Raw genomic sequence first — 16,846 nt, forward strand, 5'->3', positions numbered from 1 at the left:
AGATGAAGTCACCCTCTGGCGGAAGGTGGCGGATACAGCTGAGCGCCTTCATCCTGGCGCAAGTTCTCATGAGCTCCCAAAACCTAAGCCAAAACCACAAAAGAAACCTCGTCCGCATTTGACACCTGCCCTGCCGGATTTTGAGGTTGGCTCTAAAGCTCCGGTTGGGCGGTCTGGCCATGATTTGATGGGCAGCGTTTCAGATCGGGTCGCGCGGCAGCCGGTTCAGATGGACAAAAAAGCCTTTGGCCGGATGAAGCGCGGGAAGTTGAAGCCGGAAGGCAAAATTGACCTGCATGGCATGACCGCGGATCAGGCGCATGGCGCGTTGACCGGCTTCATTATGCGCTCTCATGGTGAAGGTAAGCGGCTGGTGCTGGTCATTACCGGCAAAGGCAAGAGTAAGCGCGATGACGGACCCATCCCGACCCGGCGAGGTGTCTTGAAACACCAGGTGCCACAGTGGTTTGCACTGCCGCCTTTGAAAGCGTGTATTCTTCAGGTTGCTGAGGCGCATATACGACACGGCGGTACCGGTGCTTATTACGTCTATCTACGCCGTTAGAGACCGACGTGCGCGAGTGAAAGGGATCACCATCAGCGCGCTGGCGATGGCAAAACAGACGGCAAAGGCAGTGAGCTGAGTTTCGTATGGTACGCCGCTGTCGATGAGCCAGCCAGATAGGCCCGGACCAAGGGCCGATCCAAGCACGGAAAAAGCCGCTACAGTGGCTTTGATGGCGCCCAGATGTGTGGTGCCAAAGAATTCAGACCAGACAGAGGCCGGCAGGGTGGCCTGACCACCCCCGGCCATGCCCATAAGCACAACGCCAACTGCAACCCATGCAATGGAGGGCGACCAGGCGTGGAGCGCAAAAGCAGCCACCAATGGCAGGAGGTAGAACGGCATCAAACGGGTGGCGCCAAACCGGTCAATGAGCCAGCCAAACGTCAGCGTGGACAGCGCAAAGGATAAGGTTCCCAACGGAAACACCGCAACAAGTGAAAGATGTGACCAGCCTTTGATCTCTGCAAAATAAGTTTGCTGGAAAAAGAACACTGTCGAAAACGCCGGAAAGGCCATCATTGCTGGAATTGCGGATAGGAAAACAGGGTGGCGAATGGCCTCCCAGCGGGACCACGAACGGCCCTCCATACCAAGAGAACTCATGCTACTGGCCATGTGTTGCGGCTCACGCTCTTGCCGCAGAAAAACATAGATCACTGGGGCCATGAGCACACAAAAACCGGCTGCGATCAGCCAGATGAAGTGCCAATCAACCCTGCCTTTTAGCCAGACAACCGTGATTGGCATCACAGCTTCCGCCAGCATGAAACCCATTGTGGCAAAGGCCAAGGCGCGGCCACGGGAGGCGGCAAACCAGCGCGCCATGGCAACCGCTGAAATGTGCGGCAACATGCCTTGGGCTGTGAACCTGAGCGCTAGAATGACAAAAGGAAGCGCCCAGACCCACGACAACCAAGCCATTGCAAAACACGCCCCTGCTAGACAGATCAGCATGATCGGGCCAAGGATGCGGACCCGCATACGATCCGCCAATGTGCCTGCCCACAACATGATCAACGCCGAGGTTCCGGTGCCGACCATATAGATTGCGCCCCATTCACTATGGGACAGTTCAAAGGCCTTTCGGATGTCCGCAGCAAATGTGCCAATAAAAAAGGTTTGGCCAAAGCAGGACAGAAACATCAGCATTGCGCCGGGCAATAGGTAGCGGCCATTTTGCTTGAGGAAACTTCGGTACGAGATCATGATCCGCCTGACGGGCCGGAAACCTGAATGGCCATGGCCTGATTGGAGACCCGCACCTTTTCAGCCTGTCGCAAAAGGAAATTTGGATCGTCCGGGGCGAGCAATGCGTCAAAGGTGCGCGCGTCACGCAACAGAGCGATCAAGGCTGGGCTTTCCGCAAATGTCATGTGGTTGTTGCTACCGTCTGCGAAGCCAGACACATCAAATACAATCACCGGAAGGTCGGCTAGCACGTCGGGGTTTGAGAGCTGTCCGAGCCTTTCGGAAGACCGGTTGATCCGGTTGGATAGCCGCAGGGCGCTGTCTTCAGTGGAGGTCAAAATCACTGTGGAGTCAGGGAGAGCTTTTATTGGTTCCAAGTTTCGCAGGAACAAATCGACCGGCATATCGGGAGAAATCAACGCAAGCGCGTCGATGTTGCGCGTGGTCCAGCCGGGCTCTTTCAACTCGATTTGGCGCAGCGTTTCGGTGATCAAAAAAGTGCCTAGGGAATGGCCAACCAGCAAAAGACGTTCAGATTTGGACTTGGCAAGGGCACGTAGAGTGCGTTCCAGATCATCGCGCGAGTACAGCGCGCTTTCCCTGTCATGCGCATAACCCAGGGGGCTGCCAGCGCTGGCCCAGGCGAAGTTCACCACAGTGCCCGGCATATCAAAATCGTTTTGTAGCTGGGCGATGCGAAACAAGCTGTCTTGGTAGGTGTTATAAAATCCATGCACAAAGACGGTGACCTCGCGGTTGCGACGCGGTTTGGTTGACAGGCTGGATGAGACCTTGGTTGCCAATTTTGAGAGAGTGGCAATTTGGGTTTCTTTTGCGATCACGAAGTGTTTCTGTGGATCAGGGCGGGCGCTGAAGTTGGGGGCTTCCCCTGACGTGTGTTCAGGCGGAATAGAGACTGTTGTGTCAAGAAAGGTCAGTTCAGAATTTCGGGTGGTTGCGAGGTACCCTTCCGTATTTCGCTGTCGGTTTGTGACAACAAAAACCTGGCGTGTGTTGGGAGAGGTCAAGGCCTCCGGCTGAACCGGTGCGGTGATCCGATCCGCGCAGGCGGAGACAAAAAAGCACGTAACTATGACAAGAAGACTGCGCACAAAAAAATCCCGGCAAAACAGAGTTGCCGGGACTATGCCGAGGATGGGTAAAAGTCGCTAGGGGGAAATCAGAGCACGTAGCGGCTGACGTCCATGGATTTGGACAGCTCACCCAAGTTGGTTTCCACAAAGGCTGCATCAACCGTGATTTCTTCGCCGGAGCGGTCAGGGGCGGTGAAGCTCAGCTCCTCAAAGACACGTTCCATCACGGTGTAAAGACGACGTGCGCCGATGTTTTCGATGGACTGATTTACATCTGCGGCAATCTTGGCCAGTGCGGCGATACCATCATCCGTGAAGGAGACGGTGACCTCCTCGGTGCCCATCAACGCGGTGTATTGGCGGGTCAGGGCGTTGTCGGTTTCTGTGAGGATGCGCACAAAATCCTCTTCGGTCAGAGCACGCAGTTCCACGCGGATTGGCAGACGGCCTTGAAGCTCCGGCAAAAGGTCAGACGGCTTCGCGATGTGGAATGCGCCAGAGGCGATGAACAGGATGTGGTCGGTTTTTACCGGGCCGTGTTTGGTGGAGACAGTGGTGCCTTCGATCAGTGGCAGCAAGTCACGCTGCACACCCTCGCGGGAGACGTCACCGCCACGGGCTTCTTGGCGGGCGCAAACCTTATCGATCTCGTCCAAGAACACGATGCCATTCTGCTCCACAGATTGCAGTGCAGCGGCATTCACGGTTTCATCGTCCAGCAGTTTGTCTGCTTCGTCAGAAATCAACACCTCATAACTCTCAGAAACAGTCATACGTTTCTTGGTGGTGCGACCACCCATGGCTTTGCCAAAGATATCACCCAGGTTCATCATGCCCATTTGCCCGCCGGGCTGACTGGGCACGTCAAACATGCCGCCCAAAGGATTGGAGCTGTCAGCAACTTCGAGCTCAATCACTGTATCGTCCAGAAGGCCGTCTTTGAGCTTCTTGCGGAACATGTCCCGCGTGCCTTCGCGCGCGTCTGGACCGGCAATCGCCTCGATCACGCGATCTTCGGCGGCGGCATGGGCTTTGACCTTCACGTCTTCGCGCATGTGTTCGCGGGTTTGGATGATAGCAGCGTCGACGAGATCACGGATGATTTGTTCCACGTCGCGGCCCACGTAACCCACTTCGGTGAATTTGGTGGCTTCAACCTTGATGAACGGCGCGCGGGCTAGTTTGGCGAGGCGGCGGGAGATTTCGGTTTTGCCCACACCGGTGGGGCCAATCATCAGGATGTTCTTGGGGTAGACTTCATCGCGGATGTCGTCGGCTAGCTGTTTACGACGCCAACGATTGCGCAGGGCCACGGCCACAGCGCGTTTTGCGTCATTCTGGCCAATGATGAAGCGGTCAAGTTCGGAAACAATTTCACGGGGTGTGAGATCAGTCATAGCGGTGTCCAATCAGTGGGAAGGCGGCAGGCGGTGCAGCGGCAGGATGCCGGACAGCGGCGCAAGTAAGGCCGCGCGGAAGCGGGACCAGAAGGCGCCAAGCACCACCAGAAAGATGCCGAGGAAGAGAATGGTGAAAGCTGCGCCTTCGCCGTCAAAGACGATGCTGGCCAAGGCAACGGTGTAGCCGATGGCAGCAATCAAGAAGGAGCGACGATCGATGATGATGGCAATGGCAGCAAATCCCAGAAGGAAAAGCATGAGGGCCATGTAGGCGCCGTTGCCACCTGTTTCGAGAAGCGTGAGAGCAACAGTGTTGATTAGGGCTGGTGCGGCAACAACGTGCAACCAGAAGCCCTGTGCACTGCGGCGAGTGACGCGGTGCGGGTCAGACATGTCAAAGTACATGGCAACAGCAAAAACAGCGATGCCCACGCCTAGAGTGATAAAGGCGAAGGGTCCTCCAGCAGAAAGCAGGAAGAGGTCTTGCGGGCTGGTTGGTGTGCCGGATTGGTTGGCGCCAAGCATGAGCGCGATGCCAAAGACGCCAAGCGCAATCAGCGCCATGGCGAAAGGCACGCGGAAGCGCAGCCAGAAGATCAGTGTTGCTAAGGTGGTGAGCGCCAGGGGCAGTGGCAGGCTGGAGAAGTCTTCTTGGGCGAGCATGAAGGGCTGCGCGAAATAGGCCGTGATGCCGGATCCAGCGTTGATTGCCCAAAGGATCGACAAAGCAATGGCGGGGGCCACCATGCGACGGCGGCGGATGAAGTACTCCGCAAGGGCCCAGATCACAGTGCCGGAGATGGCTGTCGTGGTGACAATTTTGGTTTTGTAGTTCACCACTTCGGCGGCCATGGCGATGCCGTTGACCGCAGCCCAGCCGCTGGCGAGGATCAGCAGACCAACCACAATGAAAACCTCGTTGAAGCCTTTGAACAGCTCAAAGGGTTCATCCCCTACCGATAGGTCTTCTCGCGCGCCGCGCCGGCTATCGGCGAGCGCCGCAAGAGACGTGGCCTGTTGTTCGTTGAGCAGACCGGAGCCAACTGCGGCGCGAAGATCATCTTTGTCAATCATGAGGTGTGGGTCTCTCGTTACGCGAGCACTTTGGCAAACAGTTCATCTTTCATCATGTCATCAAACCACTCGGGGTAGCGACGGCCTGGAACAGCGGCGGCGTCCAATGTGGCCATTTCACCTTCGCTTAGAACGATATTTGCGGTAGCAATGCCACTTTCAAGCTGGCTGAGCTTGGAGGCGCCGATGATGACCGTGTGGTCGCGGCGTTTGTTCAGAATCCACGCTTGGGCGATTTGTGCCGGTGTGGCGTTGTGCGCTTCGGCGGCTGCCGTCAGAGCGGTGATCGCGGCCTGCGCTTGTTCTCTGGACACTTGCAGGAAATCGCCTTCGGCCAGACGTCCTTCGCTGTCCTCCAGTTTGTTAAGATCGTATTTGCCCGTCAGAAGACCGCCCGCCAAAGGCGACCACGCCATGAGGCCGATTCCAAGCTCCGCGCCCATTCGCAGGATGTCCATCTCGATGTCGCGGCTCACGGCGTTGTACAGATACTGTCCGGCAACAAACTGGCTCATGTTGTTGTCGCGCTGGAGTTGCACGGCCTGTGCCACCTTCCACGCGGGCCAGTTGGAGACTCCGATGTGGCGCACTTTGCCTGCGTCGATCACCGTTTGCAGGGTCGACAGGGTTTCTTCCAGCGGAGTCGTGAAATCGGTTTTGTGCAAAACAAGAAGATCGACCCAGTCGGTGTCGAGCCGTTTCAAGCAGCCATCCACGGATGACAGGATGTGTCCGCGTGACAGGCCTGCGTCGGTGATGCGATCGCTTTGACGGAAACCCAGTTTGGTGCAGATCACCGCGTCGTTGCGCTTGCCTTTGAGGGTCTTGCCAAGAATGTCTTCGGCTTCGCCGTTGGAATAGCCATCTGCGGCGTCGAAGAAGTTGATGCCCCCATCCAGTGCGACGTCAACCATACGCTGGGCATCGCTTAAGCCAACCTTGGCGACACCGGGGATCCAGTCGGAGCCGTGGGTGAAAGTCATGGTGCCCAGAGCTAGACGAGACACCACCAGACCGGAGTTGCCCATGCGTGTGTAGGTCATGTCGGTCATTGTTTGATGGTCTCCACCGTCAGGTTGCCATTTGTGTAGACGCAGATGTCACCGGCGATGCCCATGGCTTTGCGCGCCACGTCTTCGGCGGACAGATCGGTGTCCATCAGGGCGCGCCCCGCGGCCAGCGCGTAGTTGCCACCGGAGCCAATGGCGGTTACGTCATGTTCAGGCTCCAGTACGTCCCCTGCCCCGGTGATGACAAAGATGTCGGTGCCGTCCGACACAATCAACATGGCTTCGAGCTTTTGCAGATATTTGTCGGTGCGCCAGTCTTTGGCCAGCTCGACCGAGGCGCGGGCCAGTTGACCGGGCGTGGCTTCCAGCTTGGCTTCCAAGCGTTCCAGAAGTGTGAAGGCGTCAGCAGTGGAACCAGCAAAGCCCGCCACAATGTCATAGCCGCCGGGGCTCAAGCGGCGCACTTTGCGTGCCGTGCCTTTGATCACTGTTTGGCCTAGGGAGACCTGCCCGTCTCCGGCAATCACAACTTCGCCGCCCTTTTTCACACCAATGATGGTGGTGCCGTGCCAACCGGGGAATTGATCCTCAGACATCCAAAAGCTCCTTTTGTCCTTTGCCCTATATGAGCCTGCGACCAGAAAGGCACAAGGGTATGGCTTGCGGGTGTGATTGCAAGGGCTTAGCGTCCGGCGCATGAGCAGTGAGACACAGGCCCGTTTCTATTTGCCGTGGCCGGATAAGCAGCGCGCGGAAGCCGGGGATCATAATTTTATCAACAAGATGGCGGATGTGGTTCGCTCTGCAGGTATGCAGGTCAGCTATGTTGATCCTGAGGAGGCTGATCCAAGACTTGGAGGGTATTCTGTTTTCTACATGCGGGATCCGTTTGTGCGGAACTCAGTAACTTTGCGGAAGGCCTATTATTACCCGTTTTGGCACATTGAGCACACCAATGAACGGTGGCATTGGGAAGTCGCCGAGACGAGGTTTGATCCGTCAAAGATAAACGAAGCGAAAGCGCGCAAGTTTTTTCAGGCCTGGCGGCGGCGCTTGTATGAGCCGCATTTAAAGCAAGTGGAGAAAGGCGATTTTGTCTATGTTCCCTTGCAGTGAAAGCTGATTGAGAAACGGTATTTTCAGCACTGTAGCCCGATTGAGATGGTGGAACATGTTTTGGCACAGGAACCGGATCGGGAGATAGTTGTCACGCTGCATCCCGGAGAGACCTACTCTGATGAAGAGCGGGATGCTTTGGACGATATGGTCGCGAAATACGCGCGCCTGTCTTTGCAGGTTGGGGGCATGGAAGCGTTGCTGCCCAAATGTGCCTATGTGGTTGCGATGAACTCCAGCGTGGCCTTTGCGGGGTACTTTCTGAAAAAGCCCTGCGTGCTGTTCGCCGGGATCGATTTTCACCACATCGCTGCCAATGTGGAGCGTCTTGGTATAGATGGAGCGTTCAAAGCTGTGCGGGGGATGAAACCGCCCTACCCCCAATATCTGTGGTTGTTTTTACAGCAGATGTCGATCAATGCAGGCCGGCCGGAAGCGGAAGACAAAATTCGGGCGCGTTTGGCCAGGCTTGGGTGGCCTGTTACCTAAAAAGGCGCCCCAATGGAGCGCCTTTCGAAATCAGTATTTTGACGGGATCAAAGGGCGTCTTCGATCCAACTTTGCAGAGCGGCTTTGGGTGCTGCGCCTGCGCGGTTGGAGATCACCTGACCGTCTTTGAAGATGAACAGCGCAGGAATGCCGCGCACGCCCAGAGCTGCAGCTGCGCCCGGGTTGCTGTCCACGTCAACTTTGGCAATTTTCACTTTGCCGTCCATTTCAGCCGACAGCTCTTCGAGCGCTGGGCCGATTTGTTTACAAGGGCCACACCATTCGGCCCAGAAATCCACGACGACAGGCACGTCGGCGTTTTTTACTTCTTCGTCAAAGGTGGCATCGGTGACAGCAACGGTTGCCATGTGGAGGTCTCCTGAAAGAGGGTGCTGATTGGTCTTGGTTCGAGGGAACCTAGGTTTGCGAAGCGGGGGCGTCAAGATATGGTGTGGCGGCAAGCGATTTTGTCACAAGATCGTGTGGCAGTTCCATCAACTCCGCCGTTGCTGTCCATAGGATTGCGGTGCGGATCGGTTGGTCAAAAATCTGTTCCAAAGCATGGGTGTAAGCGCCCATTTGGCGCAAAATTCCGTCAGGCGTTGCGGTTGCAGAGCTTGGAACCGTGGCGTTTGTCTTAAAATCGATCGCCCAGACATAATCCTCCTGAACCACTAAACGGTCGATGATTCCGTGCAAGCGGTTGGGGCCAAGGTTGGCGGTGACGGGCACTTCTGCCAAAGCAGATGGATCAAACAGCCAGTTGAGTTCGGGTTTGATTAAAGTCTCTGTGGCCTCAGTCAGTAGATCTTCAAATTGCCCGATCTGCATCTCGACCAGATCATCCTGCAAAAGCGATCTTGCAATTTCAGACCAGTCAGCTTGCGAATGGTTGGGCAATTGTTCGAGCAATAGGTGCAGCCAAGTACCGCGTCGCATCGCGGCTTCCTGGTCCAGACCCAGCTCGCCGCCCAATGCTTTGGCGCCGCCAAGGTCAGACGGGCTGAGCGCGTGTGGCGGAACCGGTGGCAACGGGGCGGTAGATTTCAGGAACGTTGGCACTTCGACTTTTGTTGAGGCGGAGTCTTCTACCATTTCAGAGACTGTACCAGCCCAATTCCCGTGATCCAGGCGCAGACCTTCACCGCCGCCAAACTGATAAGACGTGGCATCGGAGGCGACCATCGCGGCGCGGATGGTGTCATACCAGCTCTTGCCGTCTTTCCCTAAATCTCCGGCCGCCGCCACAATCAGCCATTTTTCCGCACGGGTCATGGCAACATAAAGCAAGCGCAGGCGTTCGGCGGCTTGCGCCTCCGCCATTGTCTCGCGTGCAGAAGCCAAAGGGGCTGGTGCGCTATCGGACGCCATGTTCCAAAGCGCGGTGTCGCCAACGGGCACTATGGGCGCATCGGTTTTGATCAACCGTTTGCCGGTGTCTGGCATGATCACAATCGGCGCTTCCAGCCCTTTGGAGCCGTGCACCGTCATCACGCGGATTCGGTTGGTGGCGCTGTCCATCTGGCGTTTGATTTCCAGATCATCGGTCTGCATCCATTGCAGGAATCCGGTGAGACTTGGCACCGAGGACTTTTCATAAGCCAAAGCTTGAGAGAGAAGCGCGTTGATGCCGTCCTCGGCCTCGGCCCCCAGGCGGGAGAGGAAGGCGTGACGTCCCTTGTGGCGCGTAAGTACGCGCTCGATCAAATCGTAGGGGCGTAGGAAATCGGTGTTGGCACGAAGGTCATCCAAGGTGGCCATGGTTTTTGGAAACGCGTCGCCTCGGTCGCGCAAGGCGGCCCAAAGGTAGGTTTTGGGGGCTCGGTGATGTGCGAGGTCAAACAAAGCCTGCTCCGACCAGCCAAACAACGGAGACCGCAGGATGGTGGCCAGAGACAGGTCGTCTTCCGGTGTGGCGAGGAAGGACAGCAGCGCGCCGAGGTCGCGCACAGCCATTTCGCCGCCCACTTTGAGCCGGTCCGCACCGGCAATCGGCAACCCGTGCAGTTTGCAGGCGCGGATGATTTCGTGGAACAGGTCAGAGCGACGTTGCACTAGAATGAGGAAATCACCTGGTTCAATTTTGCGCTGGTTGAACTGTCCGTCGGGCCCACGCGAGGCGGCAATGGTGTCCTGTTTGATCATTCGCGCAATTTGCGCTGCAATGCGATCTGCCAAAATAACTGTGTGGTGGGTGTCGCTGAGGCGGTCGACCGGATCAAACCAATCGTCCTTTTCCGCTTTTGTGACGGGTTCGACCACCGGCCACAGGTCAACGCGGCCCGGCATGTCGTCGTTAAACGCAATATGGCGATTGCCGGTTGGGAAGCCTGCGTTCGCGTGGCTTTCAAAACACTTGTCGACGAGATTCAGAACGGCGGGGGACGAGCGGAAGGAATATTCGAGGCTCAAGTCCTGCAGTTGGGTTTCTGTGGCGTGCAATCGCGTGGCAAATTCATCGCGCATGCGATCAAACTCTGCCGGGTCCGCGCCCTGAAAGCTGTAGATCGACTGCTTTTTGTCGCCCACCACAAAAATGGTCCGAGTGTCATCACCCCGTGCACCAGAGCCGGAGGTGAATTCTTGCGCCAGACGTTCGATGACTTGCCATTGCACCGGACTGGTGTCTTGGGCTTCATCCACAAGGATGTGGTCAATGCCACCGTCGAGTCGATAGAGCACCCATTCGGCCACGGCAGGTTCGTTTAGCAGGTTGCGCGCGCGCAGAATGAGGTCGTCAAAGTCGAGCCAGCCGCGATGTTGTTTGGCGGTGTCGTAGCGTTCCAGAAAGCGTGCAGCGAAAGCGTGCAATGCGGCGCTGCGGTCTTTGGCTTGAAGTGCTAGGCGGCGAGTGCGCACATCTTCGACGCGCTGCATGAGCGGCTTTATGCGTTCCATCAGTTCCGCGTGGTTGGTTCGCAGTGCCTTGGTCGGAAAAGAGTCTAACTTGGCACAAAACGGTTCCTTTGCACCTTTTCCTGTCAGAAAAACGGATTCCAAAATGGGCAAATCGGATGCATCGAATTGGGTGATTGCACTAAGTTTACCAGCCGCTGTTGCATTGGTTTTGCCGCCTGTTTGAAGCACGTCGATGAGCGCGTTTATCAGCTCTGCCTCGCTGCCAAGAAACACATCGGATTGCAGTGTATTTTGGTCATAGCCTTCCGGCAATCCAAGCAACTCGCACAGGTCCGACGGCGAAACGGGATGACGTAGTCGGTCCGCATGGCGACAGATGTCTGCGGTCAGATCTTCCAGGGCGGCGCCGGTGAAATGTGTGGCGAGATCCCGCACCAGATCGGAGTCTGCGCCTTCGGCCATCTGCTCTACAATTTCTTCACGCAAAAGCGCTGCAGCGCGGTCTTCCATTTCGCTGAACAGGGGTGACACACCCGCCTCAAGTGGAAAACGGCGCAGCATGGAGGCGCAGAAGGAGTGGATGGTTTGGATTTTCAATCCGCCGGGCGTTTCAATGGCGCGGGCAAACAGCGTGCGGGCGTTGCGCAAATCGTCAGCGTTGGATTTTCCTACAACGCCGAGCTCGCTGAGCTCCTCAGACAGTTCGGTATCAGACTTCATCGCCCAACTGCCGAGGCGTTTGAACAGCCGGTTCTGCATCTCGCTGGCGGCGGCTTTGGTGTAGGTTAGACACAGGATGTGCTGTGGGAGAACACCCTCAAGCAACAGGCGGGCCACGCGATCGGTCAGAACGCGGGTTTTGCCGGAACCAGCGTTGGCGGAGAGCCAGGTGCTGGCATCTGGACGCGCGGCAGTGATCTGGCGACGGGTGGCGTCGTTCATTGGCTGGGTCACGACAGCGCCTCCGGTGTGGGCTCATCGGTGGCGTCCCATTCGCCAAAGCGGGCCAGTTGGTCGTAGTCGCTTTCGTCGCGCTCGGTGCGCATGGCGCGGCGGGAGGTGAAGCCTTTGCCGTCTGCAACATAGTGCTCGATCAACGCGATGAATTCTTCCCAAACCTTTGTGGGAGGCGTCTCCAGAAGGGGGGCAGGCTGATCCTTTGGCGTGGTGCCAAGGCCAATGTAGATGGCATCAGCCACGTCAGAGGGATCAATATCCTTGAAACCGCCCTGTTCTGCCATGGCCGCTTCTAGGAGCAGCTGCTTGTCAAAATAGGTTTGTTCGTCTTTGGAGGGAGGCGCGCCGGTTTTATAGTCATAGAGGATCAGCGCGCCGGTTTCGGTGCGATCCATCCGGTCAGCTTTGGCCGTGAGCCGGAAGCCCAGCTCAGGAATGCTGCCTTCGGCGGGAATTTCAAAGGCCAATGGCTTTCCATGTGCGCGCCGTTTTTCTTCCCCATGCACAATGTGGTCTGCGACCCGATTGATCCGTGCTTGCCACAAGGCTCGGGCGGTGGCCCATGGTACGTTTTGGGCCAAAACAGTCTCTGAGATGGTCAGTATTTGATCTCGCGTCACTGGAGTGTCGTCGGCCACTGAAGTTTTGATCAAGGTTTCCAGAATTTCATGCACAATGATGCCGCGCAATAGCGCGTCGGGCGTGCGCATCAGTGGATCAAGAGGGCGCAGGCGCAAAACGTGTTTGGCATAGATCGCATAGGGATCGCGGATCAGGCGCTTGATCTCTGTGACCGAAAGCTGACGTGGACGGGCCTCTGGCGGTGGCGTTGGCGAGGGACGCGACGCGGCAGGCACCATCGGAACGGTTTCCATCGCACGCACACACGATAGCCAGGTGTCTCCACGGGATTTCATGTCTTCGAGCGCTTTTGGCCCGTTTTGGTCTGGCAAGCCGCTCAGCAAATTTATCAGACGGTTGACCCAGCGGGAGGGGACGGTTTCGGCTTCGTCTGAACGCACAGATCGGGTGATCCAGACCTCTGGTGCGCCGATGGCTTGCTGGAAATCATGCGCGGACAGGCCAATGCGGCGCTCCGGCAATAACAAACCGGCGTCGTGGCGGAGTTTGCGGTTGAGCCATGGGTCCGGGCTTGGCGCTTCTGGCCAACTGCCTTCGTTGAGGCCGCCAAGGATCACAAGATCTGCGCCTTGTACACGTGCTTCCAAAGTGCCCCAGATCAGGAGGTTTGGGTGACCGGCATCGCGGTCGCGGACTTCTGCACGGGAGAGTAAGGCGCCAAAGAGATCTGCATAGTCCGCAGGGGTGATGCTTCCGACGACCTGTGCGTGATCATTTACTTCCGCCACCAGTCGGGAAGCCGAGCGGCCAGCGGCTTGATCCCACAGGCCGCCGCTGCCGTCACCGGGACCTTGGGCAATTTTCTCGGATAGGGATAGGTGGTCTGCCAGCAGATCGGCCATGTCTTTTGCGGGGTGGTCAGCGGAACAGAAGCACGCCACCACCCAAGTCATCCAGTTGGACATGTCATCGCTGCGCGCGATGGCCCAAGCCTGAAGGGCTTCAACCTCAGGATAGGTCACACCATTGCGGCGCATCCATAGCTCCAGATCGCGGGTGAAGCGGAGATGGTCGCCGCGGTTTTCACCGCTATGAGTTAAAGGATGCTTGAGCAGCGTCAGGAGGGCTTCTGAGGTCAATTTCTGGTGTAACAGAGCCGCTGTGTGGCGCAGGAACCGGCCGGGCGGGGACAGTTGCAGAGGTTGTCCGGCGCTGTCGTCTGGCACAATATTCCAGCGATCCAGTGCAGCTGTCACTTGGCGGGTGAGCATCCGATCTGGCGTGATCAAGGCGCAGGTCAGACCTTCGTCGGCGGCCTTACGCATCCGTGCCGCGATTGTGAGCGCCTCTTCGCGTTGAGTGGTGGCCTCGATCAGAGTGATATCTTTGGTGGCGGTGGTCAGATCACTCAGATGTGGGCCTTCGCTGAGCCATTGGTCTGTAACAGGTGCGGGGCGCAGGGCCAGCGACACCAGATTGTTGCGGGCCGGGGAAGGCGCGGTGCAAGTGTGCCAGAGCTGCACGTCCTGCGGGGCCATCCCAAGGTCGCTTAGCAAAGAGCGAAAGCGATATTGCGGATGATCCTCGCTTTGCAGGCCGTCAGACAGATGATCCCAGGTTGAGAGAGGCATGTCGAAGTCATAGCCCGGCAGGACCACGGCGCCTTGAGGCAGGGTAGCGATGGCCTGCATCAGCAGTTGCATAGTGCCGCGCGAGCCGGTGGACCCCGCCAGAATGATCGGATGCTGAGGTGGTGTGTCTTCCCAGGATTGTACAATTGCCTCGATTGCACGACGCTGGCGGGCTTCTTGGCCGGGGGCGCTGTCGAGGTTTTCCAAGAAATGACGCGCGATCCCGAAGAAGGATTGCGCGCGCGCCCAGTGTCCGGACTGGTCGCTGACGTCCAGATTTTCGATGGCGTCCACCGGCACGCCTTCACCGGCCATTTCGTCAAACAACCCAGCGAGGCTATCGGCGAGATCATAGATGGACGCACGCGCAGCGAGATCTGGCTGTTGTTCAAGCAGTCGCGTGACAAGCTGGATCAGCTCAAATCGTTGACGGATGGCGGGTGTGGCAGCCGGAAGATGTGCCGAGGCGGCATTGGCAAATTCGCCAAGCAGTTGGATGCGCGGCAGGAGGGTTGCCGGACCTTCGTCAAAAAGGGCGTGCACACGGCGCGCCATGCGGGCGGTGTTCACGATTACGGTGGCTTTGGCAATGGCATCGGGGCGCTGATCTGCAAAGCGCGCACGGATGCCTTCTACAAGATAACGTGGGAAATCAGCACCGGGTGGCAGGGCAAATACGCGGGGTGAGGCACTTGGTTCAAACATCGGCGGCCTCCAGTAACTGTTCAGCCAGTGTGATGCCTTCAGGGGAGCCAACGTCACACCATTTTCCCGGGTAGGTCAGCCCGTAAAGGCGCCCGTTTTTGTGCATTTGATCCCACAGCAGGTTAAGCGAAAACGCGCTTTCGGCGATGTTGTGCAGCCCATCTGTTTTGAGGATCTGAATGCCTGAATACACGACGCCGGGCCCGCGCGAGATTTGCCCAATCTCATTTAGCACGAAGTCCCCTTTGCCTTTATGGCCAATAGCGTTGTCTTTGGGCAGGCAGAGCAGAAGCGCATCCATTTTTTCGGGCTGCCAGGCTTCCAGAAGCATTTGAAAAGGGTTTGGGCCGCGCCAGACTGCGTCGGTATTGCTTGTAAAGACCGGGCCGTCCCCAAGAAGCGGCAAAGCATTGCGCAGGCCGCCGCCAGTTTCCAGAATGACTGGCTGCTCAACAACAACCTGAACCGCTGTACCTTGCAGATGGTTGACCACTTTGGCGTAGTGATAGTGGGCGTTTACCACGGTGCGCTTAGGCGATACTGCTTTGGTGAGATCAAGGGTGCGATCCAAAAGCGTTTTGCCACCAACATGTAAAAGCGGCTTGGGGGTCTTTTGGGTGAGTTCGCGCATGCGCGTGCCAAAACCGGCGGCAAAGAGCATTACGGCGTCGGGACTGTGGCGCATTTGGTTTTCAGTTTCTCTAACAGGTCAGGGGTTGGGGCTGGCATCGTTTTTTTCAAAATGTCGGCGGGCTCTTTGAGGATGGGATGCTTTAGATTGCGCATCGCCAGGTTATAAACTCGTGGGATGAGATCGATGTAGTGCGGTTTGCCGTAGTGCATGCACAGGCGGGTAAAAACGCCGATGATCCGGAGGTTGCGTTGCGCGCCAAGCAGGGCGTAGGCCACATCAAACGACTGCGGGTCCAGACCTGAGGTTTGTACAAAATGCGCCTTGGTGCGGTGTTCGACTTCAATGGGAACGTCGCGGCGGGCGTCTTGCAGCAGCGAGACAAGATCGTAGGCTTTGTGGCCCAATAGGGCGTCTTGAAAGTCCAACAGACCAACTTTGGCCACACCGTCTCGATCCGGCAGCCACAATAGATTTTCGGCGTGATAGTCTCGTAACACGAGCGTGTCCGGTGCTTCGAGGTGTTCTGTCAGGAACGGGGAAATGACTTGGTGGAACTTCTCCCAGACCTGTTGCCAAGGTTGGTCCGCACCAGCGACGTACCAAGAAAACACCGGCTTAATCATCTCTGCCAGCGTTGCTGCATCCATCTGGGTCAAGCCTGAAGGCGGCGTGTGCTTATGTAGGGCAGTGAGCACGTCGGCGGCCGCGGCGTAGAGTGGGAATTCGGAGCTTGGGTCTTTGGGAATGACACGAGCAAAAAGATCGTCGCCCAGGTCCTCCAGCAGCAACAAACCTTGGCTGTGGTCCTCCAAGTAGACCTGCGGCGCGGACAATCCCTTGTTGGTTAAAAAACGCGCCATGCGCGCAAATTGGTCTGTACCGTTGCCGTCCTCATCTGGCGCGTCCATCAACACCGCAGTTGTCCCGCTGGCCAGTTTTAATCGCTTGTAGCGGCGAGCGGAAGCATCGCCAGCGAGATCGCAAATTTGGGCATTTGCCCACTCGGAGTTTGCCAAGAAGGCATCAATCAAGGCTTCACGCTCACTCATGCCGCAATGCCTTCAAGCTTCTTGGCCCATTTGGGGGAAGATGCAGACATCGTCAGCACGCGATGCTCCTCTTGCTGAGACAATTCAAACCGCAGTGTCAGGGCGTTTTCTGGCGCCAGTTCTGCCAATCTGTCGGGCCACTCAACAAGACAAATCGCGTCCTCAAAGGCGTCTGTTAGACCGAGCTCGACGACTTCGTCCGGCGCGGACAGCCGATAAAGATCAGCATGCCAGATTTCAGAGCTTGGACAGTCATAGACTTGGACCAATGTGAAGGTTGGCGAAGGCACGTCTTCCATTACCGGCAGCAGAGATTGGATCAGGTTGCGGGCAAAATGGGTTTTGCCGGCGCCAATTGACCCTTCAAGCAACAGCACGTCGCCGGGGGAGAGTGTTGTCGCCACTTGAGCTGCGAAAGCCTGGGTTTCGGCCGGTGAATTCAGAGAGATGGTGCGAGAAAAGGCGGTCATGGCGCCACAGTAAAAACGCG

The 16,846-nt window shown here is 57.2% G+C and carries 15 protein-coding genes; 3 read left to right on the forward strand and 12 right to left on the reverse strand.

All coding sequences use genetic code 11. The annotated features are described in order from the left end of the window. Positions 1 to 118: 118 nt before the first annotated feature. Positions 119 to 565, forward strand: coding sequence for a Smr/MutS family protein (locus JXR15_RS04160; protein WP_422051967.1), 447 nt, complete (start codon positions 119 to 121; stop codon positions 563 to 565). Here JXR15_RS04160 and JXR15_RS04165 read toward each other — a convergent pair. The 6 genes from JXR15_RS04165 to hslV all read right to left on the reverse strand — a co-directional run bounded on the left by JXR15_RS04165 (position 554) and on the right by hslV (position 6,930). Next, complete coding sequence (locus JXR15_RS04165; RefSeq protein WP_422051968.1) at positions 554 to 1,774, reverse strand: MFS transporter; 1,221 nt, start codon at positions 1,772 to 1,774, stop codon at positions 554 to 556. The two genes, JXR15_RS04160 and JXR15_RS04165, sit on opposite strands and share 12 nt — an antisense overlap. Further along, a complete protein-coding gene (locus JXR15_RS04170) occupies positions 1,771 to 2,868 on the reverse strand; it encodes an alpha/beta hydrolase (protein ID WP_422051969.1) in 1,098 nt (365 codons plus the stop codon). The genes JXR15_RS04165 and JXR15_RS04170 overlap by 4 nt, the downstream gene beginning before the upstream one ends. 68 nt (positions 2,869 to 2,936) lie before the next feature. Continuing rightward, positions 2,937 to 4,247 carry an ATP-dependent protease ATPase subunit HslU gene (hslU, locus tag JXR15_RS04175; protein WP_422051970.1) on the reverse strand — a complete coding sequence of 437 codons (1,311 nt, stop codon included), beginning with the start codon at positions 4,245 to 4,247 and terminating at the stop codon, positions 2,937 to 2,939. A gap of 12 nt (positions 4,248 to 4,259) precedes the next feature. Further along, entirely contained in the window at positions 4,260 to 5,324 is a 1,065-nt protein-coding gene (locus tag JXR15_RS04180; protein ID WP_422051971.1) for a hypothetical protein, read from the reverse strand. Positions 5,325 to 5,341: 17 nt separating this feature from the next. Next, positions 5,342 to 6,376, reverse strand: coding sequence for an aldo/keto reductase (locus tag JXR15_RS04185; RefSeq protein WP_422051972.1), 1,035 nt, complete (start codon positions 6,374 to 6,376; stop codon positions 5,342 to 5,344). After that, the gene (gene hslV, locus JXR15_RS04190; protein WP_422051973.1) at positions 6,373 to 6,930 is read right to left on the reverse strand and encodes an ATP-dependent protease subunit HslV; all 558 of its coding nucleotides are present in this window, start codon (positions 6,928 to 6,930) and stop codon (positions 6,373 to 6,375) included. The genes JXR15_RS04185 and hslV overlap by 4 nt, the downstream gene beginning before the upstream one ends. 100 nt (positions 6,931 to 7,030) lie before the next feature. Here hslV and JXR15_RS04195 point away from each other — a divergent pair, with 100 nt between their 5' ends. Beyond that, a complete protein-coding gene (locus tag JXR15_RS04195; RefSeq protein ID WP_422051974.1) occupies positions 7,031 to 7,450 on the forward strand; it encodes a hypothetical protein in 420 nt (139 codons plus the stop codon). A gap of 45 nt (positions 7,451 to 7,495) precedes the next feature. Beyond that, positions 7,496 to 7,939, forward strand: coding sequence for a hypothetical protein (locus JXR15_RS04200; protein WP_422051975.1), 444 nt, complete (start codon positions 7,496 to 7,498; stop codon positions 7,937 to 7,939). Between the two features lie 47 nt (positions 7,940 to 7,986). On the opposite strand, the gene trxA is transcribed toward JXR15_RS04200, so the two are convergent. The 6 genes from trxA to tsaE are packed head-to-tail and all read right to left on the reverse strand — an operon-like array spanning position 7,987 to position 16,826. Next, on the reverse strand, positions 7,987 to 8,307 hold the full coding sequence (gene trxA, locus JXR15_RS04205; RefSeq protein ID WP_299421728.1) for a thioredoxin: 321 nt from the start codon (positions 8,305 to 8,307) through the stop codon (positions 7,987 to 7,989). Between the two features lie 49 nt (positions 8,308 to 8,356). Then, positions 8,357 to 11,740, reverse strand: a complete 3,384-nt coding sequence (gene addA / locus JXR15_RS04210) for a double-strand break repair helicase AddA (protein WP_422052246.1) — start codon at positions 11,738 to 11,740, stop codon at positions 8,357 to 8,359. An 8-nt stretch (positions 11,741 to 11,748) separates the two neighbouring features. Next, positions 11,749 to 14,673, reverse strand: a complete 2,925-nt coding sequence (gene addB, locus JXR15_RS04215) for a double-strand break repair protein AddB (protein ID WP_422051976.1) — start codon at positions 14,671 to 14,673, stop codon at positions 11,749 to 11,751. Beyond that, complete coding sequence (locus JXR15_RS04220; RefSeq protein WP_422051977.1) at positions 14,666 to 15,358, reverse strand: nucleotidyltransferase family protein; 693 nt, start codon at positions 15,356 to 15,358, stop codon at positions 14,666 to 14,668. Before JXR15_RS04220 ends, addB begins: the two co-directional genes overlap by 8 nt. Then, on the reverse strand, positions 15,334 to 16,356 hold the full coding sequence (locus JXR15_RS04225; protein ID WP_422051978.1) for an aminoglycoside phosphotransferase family protein: 1,023 nt from the start codon (positions 16,354 to 16,356) through the stop codon (positions 15,334 to 15,336). The genes JXR15_RS04220 and JXR15_RS04225 overlap by 25 nt, the downstream gene beginning before the upstream one ends. Continuing rightward, positions 16,353 to 16,826 carry a tRNA (adenosine(37)-N6)-threonylcarbamoyltransferase complex ATPase subunit type 1 TsaE gene (gene tsaE, locus JXR15_RS04230; protein ID WP_422051979.1) on the reverse strand — a complete coding sequence of 158 codons (474 nt, stop codon included), beginning with the start codon at positions 16,824 to 16,826 and terminating at the stop codon, positions 16,353 to 16,355. The genes JXR15_RS04225 and tsaE overlap by 4 nt, the downstream gene beginning before the upstream one ends. Positions 16,827 to 16,846 lie beyond the last annotated feature (20 nt).

The organism is Shimia sp. (genome assembly GCF_049116215.1).
In the GTDB taxonomy this organism is placed as follows: Bacteria; Pseudomonadota; Alphaproteobacteria; order Rhodobacterales; family Rhodobacteraceae; genus Shimia.

What these genes read in the sequence shown, in the direction of transcription:
- hslV (WP_422051973.1), bottom strand. Translation starts at nt 6,930, where the DNA reads ATGTCTGAGGATCAATTCCCCGGTTGGCACGGCACCACCATCATTGGT.
- JXR15_RS04200 (WP_422051975.1), top strand. Translation starts at nt 7,496, where the DNA reads ATGGTGGAACATGTTTTGGCACAGGAACCGGATCGGGAGATAGTTGTC.
- addA (WP_422052246.1), bottom strand. Translation starts at nt 11,740, where the DNA reads ATGAACGACGCCACCCGTCGCCAGATCACTGCCGCGCGTCCAGATGCC.
- tsaE (WP_422051979.1), bottom strand. Translation starts at nt 16,826, where the DNA reads ATGACCGCCTTTTCTCGCACCATCTCTCTGAATTCACCGGCCGAAACC.
- JXR15_RS04220 (WP_422051977.1), bottom strand. Translation starts at nt 15,358, where the DNA reads ATGCGCCACAGTCCCGACGCCGTAATGCTCTTTGCCGCCGGTTTTGGC.
- JXR15_RS04185 (WP_422051972.1), bottom strand. Translation starts at nt 6,376, where the DNA reads ATGACCGACATGACCTACACACGCATGGGCAACTCCGGTCTGGTGGTG.
- JXR15_RS04195 (WP_422051974.1), top strand. Translation starts at nt 7,031, where the DNA reads ATGAGCAGTGAGACACAGGCCCGTTTCTATTTGCCGTGGCCGGATAAG.
- trxA (WP_299421728.1), bottom strand. Translation starts at nt 8,307, where the DNA reads ATGGCAACCGTTGCTGTCACCGATGCCACCTTTGACGAAGAAGTAAAA.
- JXR15_RS04180 (WP_422051971.1), bottom strand. Translation starts at nt 5,324, where the DNA reads ATGATTGACAAAGATGATCTTCGCGCCGCAGTTGGCTCCGGTCTGCTC.
- addB (WP_422051976.1), bottom strand. Translation starts at nt 14,673, where the DNA reads ATGTTTGAACCAAGTGCCTCACCCCGCGTATTTGCCCTGCCACCCGGT.
- hslU (WP_422051970.1), bottom strand. Translation starts at nt 4,247, where the DNA reads ATGACTGATCTCACACCCCGTGAAATTGTTTCCGAACTTGACCGCTTC.
- JXR15_RS04225 (WP_422051978.1), bottom strand. Translation starts at nt 16,356, where the DNA reads ATGAGTGAGCGTGAAGCCTTGATTGATGCCTTCTTGGCAAACTCCGAG.
- JXR15_RS04165 (WP_422051968.1), bottom strand. Translation starts at nt 1,774, where the DNA reads ATGATCTCGTACCGAAGTTTCCTCAAGCAAAATGGCCGCTACCTATTG.